Raw genomic sequence first — 19,461 nt, 5'->3', positions numbered from 1 at the left:
CGTGCGTGCGGGTTCAGGCTGCCCAGTCGAGGATGCGCCAGCCCCGCGCCTTGGCGAGCAGGCGCAGCGGCGTATGGGCGTTGACCGCCACCGGCTCGTCGGCCCATTCGAACACCGGCGCGTCCGACACATGATCGCTGTAGAAGCGGACCTGGGTATCCTCGCGCCGCAGGCCCTGGGCCGCATACCACGACTCGATCATCCGCAGCTTGCCGGGACCGTAGCAGTTCTCGCCGTCGATGCGGGGCAGCAGCGCCCCGGCTTCGCTGAGCTTCGAATCGGTCGCGATGACATGATCGAAGCCGAGCCGTGCCGCGATCTCGGCCGCGTAGAAGCGGTAGGAGGCGGTGGCGAGCACCAGGGTGCGCCCCTCGGCCCGATCAGCCTCGATCTGCTTCACCGCATCCGCGAAAACGCCCTTTTCGAGCGTCCGCTCGGCAAAGCGGTGCGAAAGCGTCTTGAGCGTCTCGGCGGGGACGGTGCGGCCCAGCATCAGCCGGTGGGTCAGTTCCTTCAACCGGCCCCGGCTGTAGAGCTTTCCGGCATAGCCGGCCGCGAGCAGCACCGCGAGCGGCAGCAGCGCCACCCGCCAGCGCTGCCGGCCTTCGAGCGTGTGGAGAAGAAAGGGAGTCCAGGTACCCGCACGGGTAATCGTCCGGTCCATGTCGTAGATTGCGAGACGGTGCATTGCTGCGTCTCTGCAAGCTCGCGCCTTGCCGTTCTAGTGGAAATCGCCGATGGAGCATGGCGATGACTGTGGCCGTCGACTTTTCCCCTGATCCGCAGGACCAGCGCGTGCTGCGGTTCACCGGGGAACTCACGCTTGCGCGGCTCGGGAGTCTTCCCGAGCGCTTGGACCGGCACGAGGGCGCGGTCGACCGTATCGATCTCTCCGACGTGCAGCGGATCGATACGGTCGGCGCGTGGATCGTGCGCCGCTTCGCTGTGGCCCATGACGCAAGGATCGAAGGGCTGGACGAAGACGGCCAGCACCTGATCGACCAGGTGGGCGAGGCGGACCAGCCCGTCGTGCAGAAGGCGAAGCCCCTGTCGCTCGTGGCGCGGGTGCTCGACGAACTCGGCACGGCAACGGTGCTGTCGTTCCGCACGCTGCTGGGCCTCCTCGGCTTCCTCGGCGCGACGGTGATCGCGGCCGGCAACGTGATCCGCCACCCGCGGCGCTTTCGGTACAATGCGACGGTGCAGCGGTTCGAGGTGGTCGGCGTCTCGGCGCTCGGCATCGTCGGGCTGATGAGCTTCCTGATCGGCATCGTGATCGCGCAGCAAGGCGCGGTGCAGCTGCGCCAGTTCGGCGCCGAGGTGTTCACGATCAACCTGATCGGTCGCATCACGCTGCGCGAACTCGGCGTGCTGATGACGGCGATCATGGTCGCCGGTCGCTCCGGCTCTGCCTTTGCAGCGCAGCTCGGCACCATGAAGCTGACCGAGGAGATCGACGCGATGCGCACCATCGGCGTCTCGCCGATGGAGGCGCTGGTGCTGCCGCGCACCCTGGCGGCGGTGCTGATGATGCCGCTGCTCGGTTTCTACTCCTCCCTCATCGCGATCATCGGGGGCGGGCTGCTGTGCTGGGCGACGCTCGACATCCCGCCGATCACCTATATCCAGCGGCTGCGTGAGGTGGTGCCGATCACGGACCTGTACGTCGGCCTGATCAAGGCGCCGGTGTTCGGCCTGATCATCGCGATCTCCGGCTGTTTCCAGGGCATGCAGGTGGAAAGCGATGCCGAACAGGTCGGGCTGCGCACGACTTCTGCGGTGGTGCAGGCGATCTTCCTGGTGATCGTGCTCGACGCCTTCTTCGCGGTGTTCTTCGAACGGATCGGCTGGATATGACGACCGACGAGGACATTGTGATCCGCGTCCGCGGGCTCAAGAACATGTTCGGCGAGCAGGTCGTGCACGAGGGGCTGGACCTGGACGTGCGCCGCGGCGAGATCCTGGGCGTCGTCGGCGGATCGGGTACCGGCAAGTCGGTGCTGATGCGCTCGGTCATCGGCCTCCAGACTCCGGCGGCGGGCGAGATCTCGGTCTTCGGCGAATCGACGCTCGACCGCGAGGAGACGGAGGCGGTCGAGATCCGCAAGCGCTGGGGCGTGCTGTTCCAGGGCGGCGCGCTGTTCTCCACCCTGACGGTGGGGGAGAATGTGCAGGTGCCGCTGCGCGAATTCTACCCGCGGCTGAGCGAGACGCTGCTGGAGCAGATCGCCACCTACAAGGTCGTCATGACCGGCCTGCCGGCGGATGCCGCGCCGAAATATCCGGCGGAGCTGTCCGGCGGCATGCGCAAGCGTGCCGGCCTCGCCCGGGCGCTGGCGCTCGACCCCGACCTGCTGTTCCTGGACGAGCCCACCGCCGGGCTCGACCCGATCGGTGCGGCAGCCTTCGACGACCTCACCCGGTCGCTCCAGCGCACGTTGGGGCTCACCGTGTTCCTGATCACCCACGATCTCGATTCGCTCTACGCGATCTGCGATCGGGTCGCCGTGCTGGCGGACAAGAAGGTGATCGCCGTCGGCACGATCGACGAACTCCTCGCGTTGGATCACCCGTGGATCCAGGAATATTTCAAAGGACCCCGCGGACGTGCCGCGGTGGCCAGCGCCGGCACTGCGGAAGCGCGCCGGACACAGGGGGCTTGAGAGGCTGATGGAAACCCGATCGAACCATGTCCTGGTCGGCGCGGTGGTGCTGATCCTGCTCGCCGTGCTGGCGATCTTCACCGTCTGGCTGGCGCGCGTGAACGGCGCGACCGAACTGGAGTACGACATCTTCTTCAAGCAGGCGGTGGACGGCATCAATAAGGGCTCGCCCGTCGCCTTTTCCGGCGTGCCGTCCGGTCAGGTGAAGGAGATCGCCCTGTTCAAGCCGGACCCCTCGCTGGTGCGCGTGCGCATCGCGGTCAACGAGGGCGTGCCGATCCTGGAGGGCACCACCGCCACCATCCAGGGCGTGGGCTTCACCGGCGTCAGCCAGATCGCGCTCGACGGCGCGGTGAAAGGCGCCCCGCCGATCGCCTGCCCCGAAGTGCATCCGGAGACCTCCTGCCCGATGGGCGTGCCGGTGATCCCCACCCGTCCGGGTGGTCTCGGCGCGATCCTGAGCTCCGCGCCGCGGCTGCTGGAGCGGCTGACGTCGCTCACCGAGCGGCTGACCGAGCTGCTGTCGGATCGGAACCAGAATTCGATCGCTGCGATCCTGGAAAACACCAATCGCCTGACCGACGCACTCGCGGATCGCGGGCCGGAGATCGCCGCGACGCTTGCGGAGACGCGCATCGCCATCCAGCGCGCGGGCATTGCCGCCGAGCAGATCGGCCAGCTGGCGGAAACCAGCAACGGCGTGCTCGCGAACGACGTGCGTCCGACCCTCCAGAACCTGAACCGCACGATCGAGTCGGCACAGCGTAGCGCCGACACGCTCAACGACGCGATCGGCGATGCCCGCCCCGGCCTGCAGACCTTCTCCAAGCGGACCGTTCCGGAGGTCGGCCAGCTGGTTGCCGACCTGCGCCAGATGACCACGGCGCTCGCCGCGGTGGCGGAGCGGGTGGACCAGGGGGGCGCCAGCTCGATCATCGGCCGCCAGAAGCTGCCCGACTACGAAGGCAAGTGAGGGAATTCATGAAGAAGCTCGCCATTCTCGCGCTGCTGCCGCTGTCCGCCTGCATCCGCCTGGGCGCGGAGCCGCCGCCCTCGCTGCTCACCCTCACGCCCTCGCAGGCGGTGCCGGTCGGCAATGCGCAGAATTCGGGCGCGGCCAAGTCGATCCTGATCGCCGTGCCGAGCGTGCCGCAGGAGCTGGCGGTGACGCGCGTCCCCGTGCGCGCGACCGACACCTCGCTCGCCTATGTCAAGGATGCGCAGTGGGTCGAGCAGCCCGGGCGCCTGTTCGCCCGGCTGCTGAGCGATACGGTGACCACGCGTACCGGCCGGGTGGTCCTCAGCCTGCGCCAGGCGAGCGTCGATCCGAGCTCGCAGCTCTCGGGCGAACTCCGGTCGTTCGGCATGGATGCGACCACCAACGAGGCGGTCGTCACCTTCGACGCGGCGCTGATCCGCGTCGGCCGGCCCGAGGCGGTGGAGAAGCGTCGCTTCGAGGCGCGCGTGCCGGTGACGGCCATCACTGCGGAAACGGTTGCGCCCGCGATCAACCAGGCAGCAAACCAGGTGGCGGTCGAGGTCGCCGACTGGATCGGCCGCTGACGTCTCGCCCGTGCAGCAGACGGTCCGGCTTGCCGCGCACCCGCGCGATGTAGCCGGAGTGGCTGCTCAGGGCCTGCGGCGGACCTGCGGCGGCACGTTGCAGATGTCGGCCCCGCCGGCTGGAACCGTGAAGAACGGCGGCTGGCGGTTCTCACGATCGCGGACATAGGCGGCAAAGCGCGGGTTGTCGGCAGCGCGATAGTCGAAGCGCGGGCGCTCGGTGGCCGGCATGTCGCTCGCCAGCCGGATCGACAGGATCGGGGTACGCTCCGCTTCGGTCTTGTAGAAGCCGAGGTCGCCGGTGCCGCGCGGCAGCGCCGACAGATACTCGATCCCCTCGATCACGCGTCCCACCAGCGCAATGTTGCGATCGAGATGGCGAGGCCCGTGGCCGATCACGGCGTAGAGCTCAGCCCCGCTGCCCGTGCTCGGGGCCATGTCCCGCCCGACCCCGACCATGCCATAGCAGTGCGGCAGCCACCCTTCCGCTCCCTGGTCGAGCCAGCTGCCGCGGGCGACCGGCCAACCGTCGGCAGTGAAGCCGGTCTGGCGGGCATAGGGGTCCGCCCGGGTCAGCTCAGCGGCGAACTTCGGGGCGGACATGCCATATTCGGCAGGCGGGTTGGCGACGACGCCCGCGGGTAGCGGCTTCGTCTCGGTCGCATCGCCCCATTGCGCGACATAATTGTCCTGGACGCGATAGACGCTGGTCCGGTCCCACCAATGCGCCCGTGCAAGCGTGCGGATGTTGGCGATGTGGACGGGCGCCGCTGCGGGCGCGAGCCGGATCACGACCCGCCGGTCTCCGGCCAGCGTCATCACCAGCACGTCGTCGTCGGGGATCGGCCGCCAGTCCGCAGCGATCGGCGTGGCGGCCGTCTGTGGCGCGGGGGCCGCGGACTGGCCGGGTGCGGGCTCGGCAGGGGTTGTGCCGAGCAGGGCGAGCGATAGAAGGGCGGTCAGCATCACCCCGCAGCGTGCCACGCGCCTGCGGCTGCTGGCAACTGCACGCGCATCAGCCTTGCGCCCCGACGCAACGCGCGGTACGGGCCGCCTTCCAGAGCATGCGGAGCGGTGGCCGAGTGGTCGAAGGCGCTCGCCTGGAAAGTGAGTATACGGCAAAACCGTATCGAGGGTTCGAATCCCTCCCGCTCCGCCACTATACCATGCGCCATGGTTCCTACCCGTCCTCGGACCCTTGCAAAACCGCCATTTCTGCCCATTGATGTGGCGGACGGTGTTCGCGGTTGTTCTCATGCGTCCACCGATCGGCATGGTAGATCGCATGGTATCGGGCCAGCGATGCCATGGTATCGGAGATGGTCGTGCTCACGGACGCGAAGATCAAAGCCGCGAAGCCCGCCGACAAGGCGTACAAGCTGAGCGACACCGGGCAGCTATTTTTGCACGTCACCCCGGCTGGTGGCCGGCACTGGCGCATGAATTACACCTACGGGAAGAACGCGGCTGGCAAGCCGGCGCAGAAGACGCTGTCGTTCGGGTCATACCCTGCGATGACCCTGCTCGAAGCGCGCAAGAAGCGCGACGAGGCCAAGGCGCTGCTGCGCGAAGGTCGCGACCCGGCCGTCGAGCGGCGCATCACCGTCCAGTCCCGCGCGGCTGAAAGCGGCAACACCTTCGAGCTCGTCGCCCGGCGCTGGCATGAGCTGCGCAAGCCGACTTGGTCGGAGGTGCACGCGGCCGACGTGCTGCGCAGCCTGGAGCGCGATGCCTTCCCGGCGATCGGCGACCTCCCGCTGACCAGCATCGAATCGCCGAAGGTGCTTGAGGTGCTGAATGTCGTAGAGCAGCGCGGCGCGATCGAGACGGCGCACCGGCTGCGCCAGCGCATCTCCGACATCTACGTCTATGCGATCGGCGCCGGACTGGCGAAGGTCGACCCGGCCGCGAGCATGGGCAAGGCGCTGCGCAAGAAGCCGCGCGCCAAGAAGCAGCCCTCCATTATCGATCGCGTGCGCGACCACGACGAGCAGATCGAGCTGGTGCGAAAGATGCTCCGCGACTGCGACGACGAGCGCTGCCGCGCATCGACCAAGTTTGCGCTGCGCCTGCTGGCGCTGACCGCCGTCCGACCCAACGAAATCCAGAACGCGCACTGGTCCGAGATCGAGGGCCTGGACGGGCCGGAGCCGCTGTGGCGAATCCCGGCCGCGCGCATGAAAGGCGATCAGGATCGCAAGGCGGAGGAGTTCGGGGAGCATCTGGTGCCGCTCTCAACACACGCGGTCGAGTTGATTCGCGCGCTGCGGCCGCTGACCGGTGGCTTCCTGCTGATGTTCCCCAGCGAGCGGCATGTGCACCGCCCGATCTCGGAGAACACCCTGCGCGCGCTGCTGATCCGCGCCGGCTACTACCAGCGCCACGTCCCGCACGGCTTCCGCGCGGCGTTCTCGACGATCATGAACGAGCGGCCGGACAAGCAGGAAGGCGACCGTGCGGTGATCGACCTGATGCTGGCGCACGTCCCGAAGGACAAGGTCGAGGGTGCTTATAACCGCGCCGGCTACATGCCCCGGCGCCGGGAGATCGCCCAGGCATGGGGCGACCTGATCACCGTCGGGCTGGAAGCGCCCGAGGTGCATGTCGGCCAGCCGATCCGTTGGGCCGACACGTCACCGAAGGGGCCGCGCAAGCGGCTGGAGAATGCGTAGCCTAAGCGTCAGATTGGCACTGCTGGCGAGCGCGCCTTCTCAAATGCGGCTTCCACGGCTGCGACACTTTCCCAGATATCGTCGAGCAGAGCGTCGACCGATTCGTGAGGAACGCCCACTTCCTGATCTCCGGTCAGGTACAGCGTCACCCGGCCCTGGTCGGATCGGGCTTGCACGATCTGGTCGGTGTTGATGAGGACCTGCCCGCTGGGCAGGGCGTCAATAATGATCAGCGGCATCAGTCGTCTCTCTCCAGCGCGTTGGCGATGGTCTCGCCCGTTTCCTTGATCTGCATGACCAGCGCCTCGATCGCGCCGTACGGCGTGGCGGCATCGGCGAGGCCGAGGTGCTTCAGTTGGGTCGCGGTGCGCTCCTGAGCGCGCGCCAGCTCAAGCAGCGCGAAGGCAACCGCATAGGCGCCATCACCTGCGCGCGCCTTATCTTCGAACACGTCCTGGATATGTTTCGCCATCTTCAACCCTCCCGTTCGTGCCGAAACTGCTTCGGCAGGCAGTCGTCGGCCAGCATGTCGCGATATTCGGGGATCACCAGCAGGCCCTCCCGCACCATCTCCACCGGCACGCCATAGAAGGCGACGATGTGCCAGGCGTCGATCAGCAGCTGCAGCTTCTGTCCGCGGGCATCGAGCTTTCGGGTGTCCGCAAAGCAGGCCCCGACGCTGGAGCCGTAACGGTAATAGTCGTCATGCCCCAAGGGGCGCACAACGAAGGCTGGCGTGCCTCCGTTCAAGCCAGAGTCCCAAAGGAGAACGGCTTGGTTCAGCGGAATGTCTGTCATGTGAACCCCTCCTCATGCGGGAGCGTAGACGGCCCCCGCTGATTCGCCACCGGCGATCACGCGGCGCGTTGTGCCAAAATGCGCTCTTTCCACGCGCGCACCTCGCGCTCGCTCCAGCGCGTCGACGCGCCGCCCGGCTTGCACGACTGCGGGAACTTGCCCTCGCGCATCAGCCGGTAGATCAGCGTCTTGCCGATGCCGGCGATCTCCATCACCGCCGCGATCGGCAGCAGGCGATCCTCAAGGCCATAGTCCACCTCGCGCTTGGCGATGCGGTCGGCTGCGCGGCTGGTGACCGGTGCGGAGCTCTTGCGGCCCCCCTTCATATCCCGTTCCTTTCGAGATCTGCGGCGCGGCGCTTGTTCGCCGCGACTTGTTCAGGCGTGATCTTGCGCGGCTGGCGCCCCAGCTGGATGCCGAGGTGCAGACCGAACCACTGGATCTCGATCAGCCAGACCTCGCCCTCCGCTTCGTCGGAGAAGTCGCGCTCGACCTGATCCAGCCGCCAGGTCGTCGTCTTTCCCCAGTCGTACCAAGGCTCTAGCCATGGCGCGTGGCGGCGGATGCGTTGGACGATGCTCATACCTCCCTCCACCGGTAGGCGACGTAGCGCCGATTATCCGCCGTCGAGACGTGCAGCCGAAACTGGCTGGCTTTGGCTCGATATCGCTGCCCCTCGAAGTCGAACCTCGCGACCCGTTTGCGGCCAATAAGTGCTGCGACCGCGGCCTGGGCTGCGTCGAGCAAGGCTGTCGTCTCCTCTGACGAGAAGTCGCCCTCGGCCAGCACGTCCTGCGCCGGCGCCTGGTTGAAACCGTTCATCGCCGCCCCCGCTCTGCCAGTCCGACCAGCTTCTCGATGGCTTCCGCCGAGCGCCGCGACTGGTAGGCGATCCGTGCGAGCGAGAAGGCAGCCCACGCGGCGAACATGCCGAAGGTGAAGACGTCAGGGTCGTTCATGGGCGGCTCCTTCCATCGCGGCAGTATCCGCAGCGGCCGTCCACCAGCCGCGGCATGTCCTCGCCGCATTCTTCGCATTCGCCAGGAACGCCGGCTGGCACCGGCGCGCGCGCAGCTGCGAGGCTGCGCTCAAGGCGAGCCTCGGAGATCGCGTTCGCGTGGTCGACGTCGTCAGCCATCAGTGCACCCTCCCGGCCGGTTCGACCTGAAGCACGGAGCGCAGGTCGTCGCGGCCCTCGGCAACGTTGCTCAGGAACTGGGCCGCTGCGTCGGGACCCAAGTGTGCGGCGAGCGTACCCAGGCAGGCGCCGAAGAGCGCGAGGGCGGCGTCGACTGGGTCGCCGCTCTTCTCCGGCGCCATGTCCGCCAAGTCTTGGGCGAGCGCTTCCATCTGATCCTCGTCGAGAGTTGCGTCAGCCACGGGGATGCTCCGTGCGGCGGACCCACGCAGCGTGTTCCTCGAAGACGCTTGCCGGATCTCTATCGCGCGGCTGCTTGGGCTCCGGGTCGACAGCCGGCGCGATCTTCACGCGCCCGACCTCCTGCAAGATGACGAACGTCGACTGCGGGTACTTCCCCAGCAGGCGCCGCGCCTCGGTCTCGGCACTCTGCAAAGTCGGGTGGCGGAAGCGCGGCGGTCGTGCCGTGCGCTCGCCAGTCCGGCGCTTGAGGTTCTGGCCGTCCTTGCGGAACAGGAGGTAGCTGCCGGGGAAGGTCTTCGTGTTGGTGGTGATTTCGTCGTTCATGACTTCCTCCGGGTCAGCGGGATGCCCGAGGCGCTGCGGTGCAGGCGCACGCGGGCTTCCTCGCGGCTGATGATGAAAGTGGCGCCGGGATTGGCGCCGAGCAGGCGGATTGCTTCGGCCTCGGCGGCGCTGAAGGTTTCGTGCCGGGCGCGGGGCGCGGTGCTCTTGTGGATAAGGTACGCCCCGCTGCGGATCGGCAGCACGTCGGGTTGGTTCATGTGCGCTGTCCTTTCAGTCGCGCGGGGTGGACTGGCGCCCAGACGATGGCCGGACGGCCGCTTGCATTCCGCCGGCGCAGGCCGCTGTCGCGGACCTGGCCCAGCCTGGAGAGCTCGGTCAGACGGGGTCGAATTGAGAGGATCGAGAGCCCCAGCCGGCCGGCGACTTCGTCTGCCGTCAGGCCGTTGGAGCGTCGGACGACCGCAAGGGCACGAGCGCGCAGCTTGCCAGCGTCCGGCGCGATCGCGTCGGCTGCGTCTCGGCTGGTGTCGCGCGCCCGTGCGCCAGGCTGGTGCGGATAGGTGAAAAGGTCGCTCACGCCGCAAGGTCCCGGCGAATAGGCACCACATCCCCCCCGCCCTGGTCGCCGGGCACTTCCTCGACACCATCGGGCCCCCCATCGTCCTCGGGCTCCTCCCACTCAGCGCAGAAGCGGTCCTCGTGCGTGATCGGGAACCAGCCGACCTTAGGCCCGGACCAGTGGGCGGCCGAAGCAACCGGGGGGCTGACGTGGCAGGCGCCGTGGTACGGGGCCGCGCCGGGTTCGCGCGTGGCGGCGGCGTTGGCCGGTGCGCCGGGGATCCACCATCTGCAGTTTCCGCAACGCGCGGGGATGCGGTCTGTCATGCGGCCTTCCTTTCGGGCTCGGTGGTGAGGCAGTCGGGCGCGGTGGCGCGGCGCTGCTGCTCGCGGGTGCGCTGCTCGGCCTGTTCGGGCGTGAGGTGGCGGAGGTACTTCCGGGCAACGCCCTTGGAGGTGCCGAGCGCGCGATCGATGTCGACGAAGCGGTCGCCGGCAACGAGCATCTGGATCGCGACCTGGCGCCGCGCCAACACCACGGGCGTCTGCTCGCGGGTGTGTCCCGGCACGCAATCGCTCGGCCAGCTTTTCGCTCGACTGTCCGCGCAACCGTAGGGATGGAAGCGGTCACGTCCGCAGCCGCACTGCGGGTGCGTGCCTTGCAGCTTCATGATGGCGCGGAACGGCGCCGTCTCACGTCGAACGGTGTCGAGACGCAGGCCGGTGATGGCGCACAGGTCGCGCAGGCTGCCGATGGTCGGGAGGAGCTCGACCATCAGCGCCAGCTTCTCCGGCGGGCACTTTTGGATTCCGCGCCGCGCCATCAGTTGACCGCCCTCAGGTGACGCACGGGGCGCTCGCCCTCGTCCTCGTCGTCGGCAAGTAGCGCCGCCTGCATATCCTCGGGACGCATCGTGGGGAGGGGGGTGATTCCCTTCTCATCGCCTGCCTTGCCATGCGTGATGACGGGGCCGATCTTCACCCGCATCGCGCGGCGCGCGATCGCGGGGCCGAGGCCGATAAACTCGCCCCGCGACAGGTTTCGGACTTGCTCGCTGTCGGCGCGGGACATTCCGAGCAGGTCGGCTGCGCGGGCGATGTCGATGTCCATGAAGGTGCGCCCCATCAGGAAGTTCGAGGCTTCGGCTGCGACGCTCTTGTGGAGCTTCGCGAGGCGCTGAGTAGCGATGATCCCCGCCAGTCCCCGCTTCCGGCCGCGACACATCAGGTTCGCCATGGCCGAGCGACATTCCTTGCGCGTCTCCTTGTCCTCGCCGTTGTCCATGCTGGGGGCGAAGAGGTGCGCCTCATCGACGGCGACGATCGCGGGGTGCCAATGCTCGGGGCCGGCAGCGAACAGGGCGTTCAGGAACACCGTGACGGCGTCCATCTGCTGCTCGATCTCCATGCCTTCCAGGCTCAGAACGACAGACCCGCGCAGCTCGCGCGCGCGCCCTGCGATCTTCGCCAAGCGCGCGGACGTGTGATCCTTCGCCTCCACGATGGTGTGCCCGAACGCCTCGCCGAAGCTGACGAAGTCACCCTCCGGGTCGACGACGATCTGCTGGACAATGCCTGCGCACTCCTCGAGCAAGCGGCGCAGCAGGTGGGTCTTGCCGCTGCCGCTGTTGCCCTGGATCAGCAGCCGGGTGGTCAGCATCTCGGCCAGGTCGACGTAGACCTTGGCGTCCATGTGCATTCCGATCTCGATGGCGTTGTCACCGTCGGGCTGCACCGGGGCGACATAGGCAGCCTGCGCGGCCTCCGGAGAAACAATGCGCGGGTCGGAGGTGACCTGGGTGACGTTGACCGGCGAGCGCTTGGCAGCTGCCCGAGGCTTCCGGGCAACCGGTGGCGTCCACGCCTCTTCCGCGGCACGGGCCTGCGCTTCACGCGACAGGTTCTCGGGTAAGCCCTCTTCCTTGCGCCACCAGATGATGTTGTTGACAGAGGTGGAACACACGTCGGCGATCTGCCGGTCCGTCTGCCCGTCCTCGTACAGGGCCCGCGCGATCATCTTCTGCGCTTCGTTGAAGGGCTGGGCGCTCTGGTGCAGCATCACTGTGCCTCCGCCTCGCTGTAGGCGTCCGAAATCGCCTTCAGCATCGCGTCGGCGCGCTCGCCGCTGGACTCGTAACCTTCGACGGCTTCCTTCCAGCCAGGGATGCCGACGTTCGTGAGCATCATCTCCATCAGGGAGGGCTCGATCGGGTTCTCCGCCTTGGCGCGCGCCTGCATAAAGGCGATGAGCCCTTCGAACACCGCGCCGACGCCGACGAGCGTCTGCCCTTCGAAGGCGCGCGCGATCATGCTCAGCGCCTCGCCGACCAGTTGCTTGCCGTGCGTGTTGAGGGCCCGCTGGATGGCCTTGATGAAGATCACCTCACCCGGCTTCCAGTATTGCCACGCCTGGATACGGCCGACCGTCAGCCCAGCCGCAGTGACGACATCGTTCGCCGCTACCGCCTTGGGGTCGCCTGCCACCACGGCTGCGTGGAAGTCGTCGAGCGTGCTCATCGCGCGCCGGCTGCGGTTCGCCTGCACGAACAGCTCAGCTTCGGCCTTCGGGTCGTCGAAGTCGAAAACGACACAGGCAAGGTGCTGAATGTCGCCGCGCAGGTCGGCCGCTTCCTTCCGATGCTGGCCGTCGATGACGTACATGCCATCAGGACGCCGGCTGACCAGCAGCGGCAGGCAAAGCCGCCAGTCCCAGTTCTCAGCGATCTTGACGATCAGCTTCCGGCTCGCGCCGCCCTCGATCGAGCGTTGGTAGGTGTCATCCACCTTGAGCTGTTCGATCGGTATAAACGCGGGGGTGCACGGCGCGCCGATCATCGGCTTGAGCTTCAGCTGATAATCGGGGTCGAGGACGTTTCCGCGTTCTTTGCTGCCACGCCGCGGCCGAAGGCGCTCTGCTTCGATTGCTTCCGTCTGCGACGCCAAGCCCACGACTACTTCGTGTGTTTCACCCGCAACCGCCTTGAGCTTTTCCTGGATCAGGCGCGGAGGGCAGGCGAATACGCGGCCGGCGACGTCGAACACGGCGAAGCCCGGCTCAACCCGCAGCGTCCCGTCAGCGGCGGCGAGCTCGAAGCTGCCATCGGCCGCGACATCGGCGGTGGTCATGCATTCGACCACCCAATCGGGCGCCTCCTTGCCGGGCGCGCAGATCCAGACGTGGGAGGGCGTGCTCACTTCGCCGCGCTCCCGGCTTCGGTGGCGAATGCCGACACGAGGTTACGGCCCTCGGCGCCAAGCATCCGGAGCATCGTTTCGAGCGCCTTGGTGGCCCCGATCCATTCGTCCTGATTGCGCAGCGCGAGGATCGGTTCGACCTCACCGCGAACCGGGAAGGCGTCATCCGTGGGAAGGGCCCGAGCGAGCATAAAGCGCCCGTGGCGATCGTTTACGAGGCCGCACCCGTAGATGCCCCAGAGCTTCGCCCATGTGCCGGCGAAGTCGATGCCGGAAGCTGCGAGGCTGGTCAGCGCGGTAAGGTGTGCGTCATCTTCGACGCTGGTTTGCTGGCCGTGATCGGCAAGCTGCAATGCGACGGTGGCCATGGGCCGACCTCCCTCCATGAGTGGAGCAGGTGGATCGGCGGAGGCTGGCCCCTATCGCTGGCGGCCGAGCACGTCTTTCCTATCCCTGCGGATCAGGGTCGGCGGGCCTTTCGGCTGCACTCACCTGATGCCGCTGAGAATATCCAAAATGGAAACCGGGTCAAGCAGGCCAGTCTCTTTTTCGGAAACTTAGACGGAGTAGAGGACTTCGGTCACTCGACCGATGACGGTGAAAGGCTCGGAGCCGAGCATGATCGGCTTGTGATCTGGGTTCGTGGATTGCGGCTCAAGGCGAGCTGGCTCGGCGCGGTAGCGCTTGACGGTGGTCTCGCCGTCCCCGTTCATCACGGCGTAGATCTTCCCGTCGCGCAGTTGGCCGTCGTCCGGATCGACGATGACGTGCGCGCCCTCGGGGATCGCGAGATTCATCGAGTCGCCGTCGGGGGTGAGGGCGAACGAGTTCTTCGCGGGGTTGATCGCCGGGAGGTAATCGGTCGGATCGAGGATTGCCTCGCGCCAGTTGCCGGCGGCGATGCGGCCGATCAATGGGACCTGGCCGACCTCCCGCCGCTGCGCCTCACCCAGAAGCTCGCCGATGCTCATGCCGAAGGCGTTCGCCAGTGAGCGCAGCCACTTGTCGCTGAGACGACGGGTGGATGCCTCGATCTTCGACACGGTGGCTTTCGTGGTGTCGATGCGCTGGGCCAGATCGTCCTGCGTCCAGCCGCGTTCCGTGCGCAGCGCGCGGATGCGGAGACCGGTAGGCAGAGTAGCGTTCATCGAGAGCCCCTAACGAAGAGTCGCCCGTTTATCCAAAGCGGATACGTGGGGATAGAGGAAAAGAAGGTTAACAGGAAACCTTCTTTGGAGGCTGCTTGCCGCGGGTTTCCGTAACGGATACTCTGTCGTCATGAAGCTCGCCACTTACCTCGCCGAGAACAAGATCACCTACGCCGCGTTCGCGGAACGCATAGGGGTCGCCAATGCCAGCGTCGTGCAACGGTACGCCGTCGGCCGGGTGCCTCGTGACAAGAAGGTGATGGCCGCGATCATTCGCGAGACCGGCGGCAGCGTCACCGCGAACGACTTCTACGCGAAGGCGGACGCCTGATCATGGCGCAGCAGGGCAGGGGGCGCCTGGACGACGCCGAGTTCCGGCGTCGCGTCGACGAGTTGAAGGAGCGGCACCCGCTATCCGGCGTGGTCGGCCGAGCGGTGAAGCTGAAACGGGCAGGCAGGGAGCATCAGGGCCTCTGCCCATTCCACCCGGAGAAGTCGCCCAGCTTCTACGTGAACGACGCGAAGGGGTTCTATCATTGCTTCGGCTGTTCGGCGCATGGCGACGTCGTGCGGTTCGTCATGGAGCGGGAGGGCTGCACCTTCCGGGAGGCATACCGTCGGCTGGCGAACGATGATTTGCCGACGTGGACGCCGCAGGAGCGCGCGAAGGCGCAAGCGGAAGACCGGCTGGAGGATCTGGCCAAGGAGCAGGACGCTCGCCGGTTCTACGCGGACGCGATGCCGGTCGCCGAAACTGAGGGCCGGGCGTATTTCCGCGCCCGCGGCATCACGATCGACCTACCTGACACCGTGCGGTTCGGCATGGTGCCGTCCTGGCGGAACAAGGAGACGGGCGAGTGGGGCCGCAAGCGCCCCGCGATCATCTGCGGCGCGCAGGATGGCACCGGGGCGGTAGTCGGTATCCAGCGCATCTTCTTCAAGAACGACAACCCGGCGCTCGGCACGAAGGATTGCAAGCTGAGCCTCGGCACCATCCGCGGCTCCGCGCTCCGGCTGGAGCCACCAGGGCCTGCGGTGATCCTCGCGGAAGGCCCTGAGGACGGGCTGTCGCTGATGCAGGAGGGCCCGGGGCTGCCGGTGTGGGTGCCGTTCGGAACGAGCATGATGCCAGCCGTCGTGTTCCCGCCGGAGGTCCGCCGCGTGTTCGTGGCTGGGCAGAACAACACCGCCGGCCGCGTGGCCGCGAACAAGGCGGCGATCTCGCTGTCCGAGCGCGGGCTCGAGGTGCGGCTGGTGTGGCCCGCGGCAACCTTCGACGACTGGAATGACCAGCTGCGGGGGGCGGCACGATGAGCGGCGGGTTCGACGAGCAATTCGCCGGGGCGGACGCGATCGCGCCTCAGCCGCTCGACATCAAGGCCTCGCTCGGGGAGGCCACCGAGTTTCCGCTGGAGGCGCTGAGCCCAACTATCAAGCACGCCATCGAGGCGATCGTCGCGATGGCGCAGGTGCCGACTTCGCTCGCTGCGCAGTCGGTCCTAGGCGCCGCGTCGCTTGCGACGCAGGGCTTCATCAACGTCGAGACGATCACCGGCCAGTACAGCCCCGCCTCCCTGTTCCTTGTGTCGATCGCGGCATCTGGCGACCGCAAATCCACATCCGATCGCTTCGCCATCCTTCCCATCAAGGAACGGGAGGAGCAGCTGGGGGTGCAGTTCGAAGCCCAGCGGCACGCCTACAATATCGATGACGCCGCGCACAAAGCGGCGGTCCAGAAGGCGAAGGGCGGCGCGAAGTCACGCGCCGAAATCCGGTCCTGCCTTGAGGATGCGGGCAAGCCGCCGGTGCCTCCGATGCAGCCCTTGCTGACGGTTGACGAGCCCACCGGGCCGGGGCTCCAGCGCCTGTTTGCGGAAGCTATGCCAGCCCTCGGCTTATTCTCCGACGAGGGGGCCACCTTCCTCGGCGGCTGGTCGATGCAGGAGGAGAACCAGGCGGCTACAGGCGGCATGCTGTCGAAGCTCTGGGACGGCCAGCCGATCAAGCGCATCCGCGCCGACAAGGAAGGCGGCACCCAGATCCTCTACGGCCGCCGCCTCTGCCTCCACCTCATGGTGCAGCCGGACATCGCCGGTAAGCTTCTCGGCAACCAAGCGGTGCGCAATCAAGGCTTGCTCAGTCGCATCCTCCCAGCCGCCCCGCGCAGCCTGAAGGGGACGCGGTTCTGGAAAGAGCCCACCCCCGAACATCGCCAGCACCTTGCCGAGTATCACTCCCGGCTCGCGCGGATGATCGCACGCGAGTTCCGATACCGGGACCAAGCTACACGCGCTCTCGACCTTGCAGTGGTGAAGCTGCAGCCGGAGGCGCGAGCTCGCTTGATCGAGTTCAGCGACTATTGCGAGAGCCAGCTCGGCCCCAATGGGAAATACGAACAGATCGCCGATTTCGCGTCGAAGATGACGGAGAACGCCACACGGCTGGCGGCGGTGGTCGCATACTTCGCTGGCGGCAGTAGCCTCATCACCGAAGGCCTGAGCGTCCGTGCGGTGAACTGCGGCATCGCGTTGGTCGAGTTCTACGCGAGCGAGGCGGCACGCCTGTACGGGTCCTCATCGCTCGACGATGACACAGCAAACGCCGCGGTCCTGATCGACTGGATACGCAAACGCAATCTTCCGGCCGTCGGCGTGCGGTTCTTGAACCGCCGTGGACCGACCCAGGTCCGCGCTGCGCAGACGCTCAAGCGGGCGCTGGCGGTGCTTGAGGAGCACCATCATCTGCGCGCCATCAAGGGCGGCGCCACGCTCGATCTGGAAGGCAAGCCCACGTTCTACGTCGAGGCGTACACCGTCATTCCGCTGGATCCGCAATGAGCGAGGGGCTGTTCAGCGCGGGCTTCGCTTGGAGCGACGAGCCAGACGTGTCGCAGACCCGTGCGACACCAGCCGCGACACCAGATTTCGCCGTCAGCACCGCAGGGAATGGTGGGGTGTCCTCGGATTTGAGGGAGCCTGTCGCAACTGTCGCAACTGTCGCAGACGATGCGGACGGGGCGCGGGTGTCGCAAACCCGTGTCGCCGGAGATGCGACACCTGCTGCGACACCCGAAACGACGGATTTCTGCGATGTTCGGGCGGTGCCGGGTGCCGGTGTCGCACCTGTCGCAAGTGTCGCAGCGTGGCAGGACGGGGTGTCGCGCATGCGGGCGCCGGTGCCCCCGATCGCCTGCGTCACCTGGGCGCTGGTGGTGGAGGACGCGCGCGCCTTCCTGCGCATGTGGGGCGACGACGCGGTGAAGGCCGGCTGGACGACGTTGGAGGTATTCGGTGTCAACGCGAACCCCGCGGCGCGGCGGCTGGATACCCTCGGCCTGGTCGTGCTGCTCCAGGGGCGCACGGTCCAGAGCCTCGATAGCGAGATGGCGCTGATCGGATCCGGGGCGAACATGACGGTGTTCCGCCGCAGCCTCGTCGCTCCGGGCGGCGTGGCGCTGTGGGATTTGCCTAAGCGGGATGACGTGGGGGTGGGCCGGTGGGAGGGGCCGGGGGATACCGCCTTCAGCGGTACCCCCGACCTCCGCTCCCTGTCAACCGGCATGGGGGGAGAGCACGAGAATCCAGCGCTTCGGAAGGCGTCGGGAGGGCGGTGGTGATGGTCGAGCGCAATCAGGATCGGGAAGCGAGCGGGAACGATATGGAGCAGGTGGGCAAGGTGGAGCGCTGGTGCATCCTTCAAACGTCGGCGGGGCGGACACTCGCGCTCGACAAGTCGCTGCGGGAGGCCGGCATCACTGCCTGGACGCCGCGCCGGACGATCAAGCGACCCGCGCCGGGAAATGCGAGGCGCTACGTCGCCGGGCAGCGTCGGGTGATGATCGAGGTCGACGTGCCGATCCTTCCGGGGTTCGTGTTCGCCGGTGCGGACCAGCTGGGTCAGGTGGTGGTGGCCGGCAGGCTACCGCCCGGGACACACCCGTCGTTCTCGATCTTGCAACTCGGTGGCCGTGTCCCCCTCGTCGGCGCGGCTCAGGTCGAGGGATTGCGCCAGGCGGAAGCGACCGCAGCTGCCGACCTTGCCGCCGAGCGTGAAGCTGAAACCCGGGAGCAGGAGCGGCGGCGGCGGGCCGAGCGCCTTGGGAGCGAGCGGGCACGGCGCAAGGCGCTGCGTCAGGAGAGCAAGCAGCTGGGGAAGGGTGCCGAGGTGACGATCGCCGAGATGCCATCGCTCGCGGGCATGGTCGGCCGGGTGGTCGAGGGGCGGGGCACGTCCGCGGTGATCGACTTCGGCGGCACGCTGACCATGACCGTCGAGGCTTGGCGCGTGCGTCCTGTTGATGTAGAAGGCGCGGACACCCATAGTGGTGTCGCCGCCTGAAGCGGCCTTGGGGAAAGACGATGTGGAGCCTGGCGCTCTTCCGCATCCCCGTTTCACCCTGCCGGCGTTGAGCGTCGGCGGGAGTCCGAAGGCTACCCGAGATCAACGAACCTGAGCCGCTATTCCGGCTCACCTGCGCGCGACACGGCGACTGGAGGCTCGGATGCCCGACACGGCGCACACGCCCTCCGATCGCCTGCGCCACCTCGCCGCCGACCTGGAGATGCTGGCCGACGCGATGGAGCGGCCGTCCCGTTCGACTGTGCGCTCGGATACGCTGATCGCCGAATGCGAGCGCATCGCTGCCGATGTGCGTGCTGTGGTGCGCGGCCCGGTCCGGTCGGTCTACCCGCCGCTCTGGCAACGCGAAGGACAGGCAGCGTGGTGATCGTAGATCTTATCGTCGGCACGACTGCCGCCTTGCTGATCGGCACTGGCATCGGTGCCGCATGGCTCTTCTGCGCGGTCCCGAACGACTGGGGCTGCCCGCCTTCCATGCCGCCGGCGCCTCCCCGCCGCCCCCCTTCGGGTCCTTCCGGCGCCGCAGAGTAATACGGGGGGCAAAGGCGCAACTTCCGTCTAGCCACAGGAAATCGCCTTACTTCTTCCTCCCGCGGTCGCCCCGAAACGGCTGTTTTTCGCCATTTCCGGCCATTTTAGCAGGGAAGTAGGACCCCTCTGGGAGGGAAGTGAGTGGAAATCGACCTCGAAGAGCCCAGCCGGCCGCAGCTCGCGGCCGTGTTCCAGGTCTCCAGCCGCTGGATCGGCGAGCTTCGGTCCCAGGGTAAGATGCCGGCGGATGGTGCCTCCCTGCTGGAGAACATCGAAGCTTGGGCGGCCATCAAATACGGTGGCGCCGC

At 67.4% G+C, this 19,461-nt stretch carries 30 protein-coding genes and 1 tRNA gene; 12 read left to right on the top strand and 19 right to left on the bottom strand.

The features are described from left to right. Positions 1–13: 13 nt before the first annotated feature. A complete protein-coding gene (locus MHZ35_RS00155) occupies positions 14–688 on the bottom strand; it encodes an HAD family hydrolase (RefSeq protein ID WP_125959433.1) in 675 nt (224 codons plus the stop codon). 62 nt (positions 689–750) lie between these two features. Between MHZ35_RS00155 and MHZ35_RS00150 the strand changes: the two genes are divergently transcribed. Genes MHZ35_RS00150 through MHZ35_RS00135 form a run of 4 tightly spaced genes read left to right on the top strand, consistent with a single transcriptional unit; the run spans position 751 to position 4,226 of the window. Continuing rightward, positions 751–1,857, top strand: coding sequence for an MlaE family lipid ABC transporter permease subunit (locus tag MHZ35_RS00150; protein ID WP_446740996.1), 1,107 nt, complete (start codon positions 751–753; stop codon positions 1,855–1,857). Further along, positions 1,854–2,663, top strand: coding sequence for an ABC transporter ATP-binding protein (locus MHZ35_RS00145; protein ID WP_239433843.1), 810 nt, complete (start codon positions 1,854–1,856; stop codon positions 2,661–2,663). Before MHZ35_RS00150 ends, MHZ35_RS00145 begins: the two co-directional genes overlap by 4 nt. Before the next feature lie 7 nt (positions 2,664–2,670). Further along, positions 2,671–3,636 (top strand): MlaD family protein, encoded by a 966-nt coding sequence (locus tag MHZ35_RS00140; protein WP_239433842.1) that lies wholly within the window; start codon positions 2,671–2,673, stop codon positions 3,634–3,636. 8 nt (positions 3,637–3,644) lie between these two features. Next, a complete protein-coding gene (locus tag MHZ35_RS00135) occupies positions 3,645–4,226 on the top strand; it encodes an ABC-type transport auxiliary lipoprotein family protein (RefSeq protein ID WP_125959429.1) in 582 nt (193 codons plus the stop codon). 66 nt (positions 4,227–4,292) lie between these two features. Here the strand turns inward: MHZ35_RS00135 and MHZ35_RS00130 are convergent, their stop codons facing one another. Continuing rightward, on the bottom strand, positions 4,293–5,192 hold the full coding sequence (locus tag MHZ35_RS00130) for a peptidylprolyl isomerase (RefSeq protein ID WP_239433841.1): 900 nt from the start codon (positions 5,190–5,192) through the stop codon (positions 4,293–4,295). A gap of 102 nt (positions 5,193–5,294) precedes the next feature. On the opposite strand from MHZ35_RS00130, the gene MHZ35_RS00125 reads away from it, so the two are divergent. Together MHZ35_RS00125 and MHZ35_RS00120 are read left to right on the top strand one after the other, a co-directional pair. Further along, positions 5,295–5,385 (top strand) — tRNA-Ser (locus MHZ35_RS00125). Between the two features lie 160 nt (positions 5,386–5,545). Next, entirely contained in the window at positions 5,546–6,898 is a 1,353-nt protein-coding gene (locus MHZ35_RS00120) for a tyrosine-type recombinase/integrase (RefSeq protein ID WP_239433840.1), read from the top strand. Positions 6,899–6,906: 8 nt separating this feature from the next. On the opposite strand, the gene MHZ35_RS00115 is transcribed toward MHZ35_RS00120, so the two are convergent. The 17 genes from MHZ35_RS00115 to MHZ35_RS00035 form a co-directional block, all read right to left on the bottom strand. Continuing rightward, on the bottom strand, positions 6,907–7,137 hold the full coding sequence (locus MHZ35_RS00115) for a hypothetical protein (RefSeq protein WP_239433839.1): 231 nt from the start codon (positions 7,135–7,137) through the stop codon (positions 6,907–6,909). Continuing rightward, positions 7,137–7,370, bottom strand: a complete 234-nt coding sequence (locus MHZ35_RS00110) for a hypothetical protein (protein WP_239433838.1) — start codon at positions 7,368–7,370, stop codon at positions 7,137–7,139. The genes MHZ35_RS00115 and MHZ35_RS00110 overlap by 1 nt, the downstream gene beginning before the upstream one ends. Positions 7,371–7,372: 2 nt before the next feature. After that, positions 7,373–7,612, bottom strand: coding sequence for a hypothetical protein (locus tag MHZ35_RS00105; protein WP_239433837.1), 240 nt, complete (start codon positions 7,610–7,612; stop codon positions 7,373–7,375). A gap of 140 nt (positions 7,613–7,752) precedes the next feature. Further along, complete coding sequence (locus MHZ35_RS00100; RefSeq protein ID WP_239433836.1) at positions 7,753–8,022, bottom strand: helix-turn-helix transcriptional regulator; 270 nt, start codon at positions 8,020–8,022, stop codon at positions 7,753–7,755. Beyond that, the gene (locus MHZ35_RS00095; RefSeq protein ID WP_239433835.1) at positions 8,019–8,279 is read right to left on the bottom strand and encodes a hypothetical protein; all 261 of its coding nucleotides are present in this window, start codon (positions 8,277–8,279) and stop codon (positions 8,019–8,021) included. Before MHZ35_RS00095 ends, MHZ35_RS00100 begins: the two co-directional genes overlap by 4 nt. Beyond that, positions 8,276–8,518: a hypothetical protein gene (locus tag MHZ35_RS00090; protein ID WP_239433834.1), complete on the bottom strand. Its 243-nt coding sequence runs from the start codon at positions 8,516–8,518 to the stop codon at positions 8,276–8,278. The genes MHZ35_RS00095 and MHZ35_RS00090 overlap by 4 nt, the downstream gene beginning before the upstream one ends. Then, a complete protein-coding gene (locus MHZ35_RS00085; protein WP_239433833.1) occupies positions 8,515–8,655 on the bottom strand; it encodes a hypothetical protein in 141 nt (46 codons plus the stop codon). The genes MHZ35_RS00090 and MHZ35_RS00085 overlap by 4 nt, the downstream gene beginning before the upstream one ends. Then, positions 8,652–8,834 carry a conjugal transfer protein TraR gene (locus tag MHZ35_RS00080; RefSeq protein ID WP_239433832.1) on the bottom strand — a complete coding sequence of 61 codons (183 nt, stop codon included), beginning with the start codon at positions 8,832–8,834 and terminating at the stop codon, positions 8,652–8,654. The genes MHZ35_RS00085 and MHZ35_RS00080 overlap by 4 nt, the downstream gene beginning before the upstream one ends. Next, a complete protein-coding gene (locus MHZ35_RS00075; RefSeq protein WP_239433831.1) occupies positions 8,834–9,076 on the bottom strand; it encodes a hypothetical protein in 243 nt (80 codons plus the stop codon). The genes MHZ35_RS00080 and MHZ35_RS00075 overlap by 1 nt, the downstream gene beginning before the upstream one ends. After that, positions 9,069–9,401 (bottom strand): hypothetical protein, encoded by a 333-nt coding sequence (locus tag MHZ35_RS00070; RefSeq protein ID WP_239433830.1) that lies wholly within the window; start codon positions 9,399–9,401, stop codon positions 9,069–9,071. The genes MHZ35_RS00075 and MHZ35_RS00070 overlap by 8 nt, the downstream gene beginning before the upstream one ends. After that, on the bottom strand, positions 9,398–9,619 hold the full coding sequence (locus MHZ35_RS00065; protein ID WP_239433829.1) for a hypothetical protein: 222 nt from the start codon (positions 9,617–9,619) through the stop codon (positions 9,398–9,400). Before MHZ35_RS00065 ends, MHZ35_RS00070 begins: the two co-directional genes overlap by 4 nt. After that, entirely contained in the window at positions 9,616–9,939 is a 324-nt protein-coding gene (locus tag MHZ35_RS00060; protein WP_239433828.1) for a hypothetical protein, read from the bottom strand. Before MHZ35_RS00060 ends, MHZ35_RS00065 begins: the two co-directional genes overlap by 4 nt. A gap of 304 nt (positions 9,940–10,243) precedes the next feature. Then, on the bottom strand, positions 10,244–10,744 hold the full coding sequence (locus MHZ35_RS00055; protein WP_239433827.1) for a hypothetical protein: 501 nt from the start codon (positions 10,742–10,744) through the stop codon (positions 10,244–10,246). Continuing rightward, on the bottom strand, positions 10,744–11,979 hold the full coding sequence (locus tag MHZ35_RS00050) for an ATP-binding protein (protein WP_342453490.1): 1,236 nt from the start codon (positions 11,977–11,979) through the stop codon (positions 10,744–10,746). The genes MHZ35_RS00055 and MHZ35_RS00050 overlap by 1 nt, the downstream gene beginning before the upstream one ends. Next, positions 11,979–12,962 (bottom strand): DUF6551 family protein, encoded by a 984-nt coding sequence (locus MHZ35_RS00045; RefSeq protein WP_239433826.1) that lies wholly within the window; start codon positions 12,960–12,962, stop codon positions 11,979–11,981. The genes MHZ35_RS00050 and MHZ35_RS00045 overlap by 1 nt, the downstream gene beginning before the upstream one ends. Before the next feature lie 149 nt (positions 12,963–13,111). Further along, entirely contained in the window at positions 13,112–13,483 is a 372-nt protein-coding gene (locus MHZ35_RS00040; RefSeq protein ID WP_239433825.1) for a hypothetical protein, read from the bottom strand. 189 nt (positions 13,484–13,672) lie between these two features. Next, positions 13,673–14,263 (bottom strand): LexA family protein, encoded by a 591-nt coding sequence (locus MHZ35_RS00035; protein ID WP_239433824.1) that lies wholly within the window; start codon positions 14,261–14,263, stop codon positions 13,673–13,675. Positions 14,264–14,393: 130 nt separating this feature from the next. On the opposite strand from MHZ35_RS00035, the gene MHZ35_RS00030 reads away from it, so the two are divergent. The 6 genes from MHZ35_RS00030 to MHZ35_RS00005 all read left to right on the top strand — a co-directional run bounded on the left by MHZ35_RS00030 (position 14,394) and on the right by MHZ35_RS00005 (position 18,989). Beyond that, positions 14,394–14,594 carry a hypothetical protein gene (locus tag MHZ35_RS00030; protein ID WP_239433823.1) on the top strand — a complete coding sequence of 67 codons (201 nt, stop codon included), beginning with the start codon at positions 14,394–14,396 and terminating at the stop codon, positions 14,592–14,594. 2 nt (positions 14,595–14,596) lie between these two features. Further along, entirely contained in the window at positions 14,597–15,577 is a 981-nt protein-coding gene (locus tag MHZ35_RS00025; RefSeq protein ID WP_239433822.1) for a CHC2 zinc finger domain-containing protein, read from the top strand. After that, positions 15,574–17,100 (top strand): YfjI family protein, encoded by a 1,527-nt coding sequence (locus MHZ35_RS00020; protein ID WP_239433821.1) that lies wholly within the window; start codon positions 15,574–15,576, stop codon positions 17,098–17,100. Before MHZ35_RS00025 ends, MHZ35_RS00020 begins: the two co-directional genes overlap by 4 nt. Positions 17,101–17,285: 185 nt before the next feature. Next, complete coding sequence (locus MHZ35_RS00015) at positions 17,286–17,879, top strand: hypothetical protein (protein ID WP_239433820.1); 594 nt, start codon at positions 17,286–17,288, stop codon at positions 17,877–17,879. Beyond that, positions 17,879–18,601, top strand: a complete 723-nt coding sequence (locus MHZ35_RS00010) for a hypothetical protein (protein WP_239433819.1) — start codon at positions 17,879–17,881, stop codon at positions 18,599–18,601. Before MHZ35_RS00015 ends, MHZ35_RS00010 begins: the two co-directional genes overlap by 1 nt. Before the next feature lie 163 nt (positions 18,602–18,764). Next, positions 18,765–18,989, top strand: coding sequence for a hypothetical protein (locus MHZ35_RS00005; protein ID WP_239433818.1), 225 nt, complete (start codon positions 18,765–18,767; stop codon positions 18,987–18,989). Positions 18,990–19,461 lie beyond the last annotated feature (472 nt).

It is taken from the genome of Sphingomonas sp. ACRSK, assembly GCF_022346685.1.
Taxonomy (GTDB): Bacteria; Pseudomonadota; Alphaproteobacteria; order Sphingomonadales; family Sphingomonadaceae; genus Sphingomonas; species Sphingomonas molluscorum.
The sequence above is the reverse complement of the archived record's forward strand: the minus strand, read 5'-3'. Positions and strand labels throughout refer to the sequence as shown.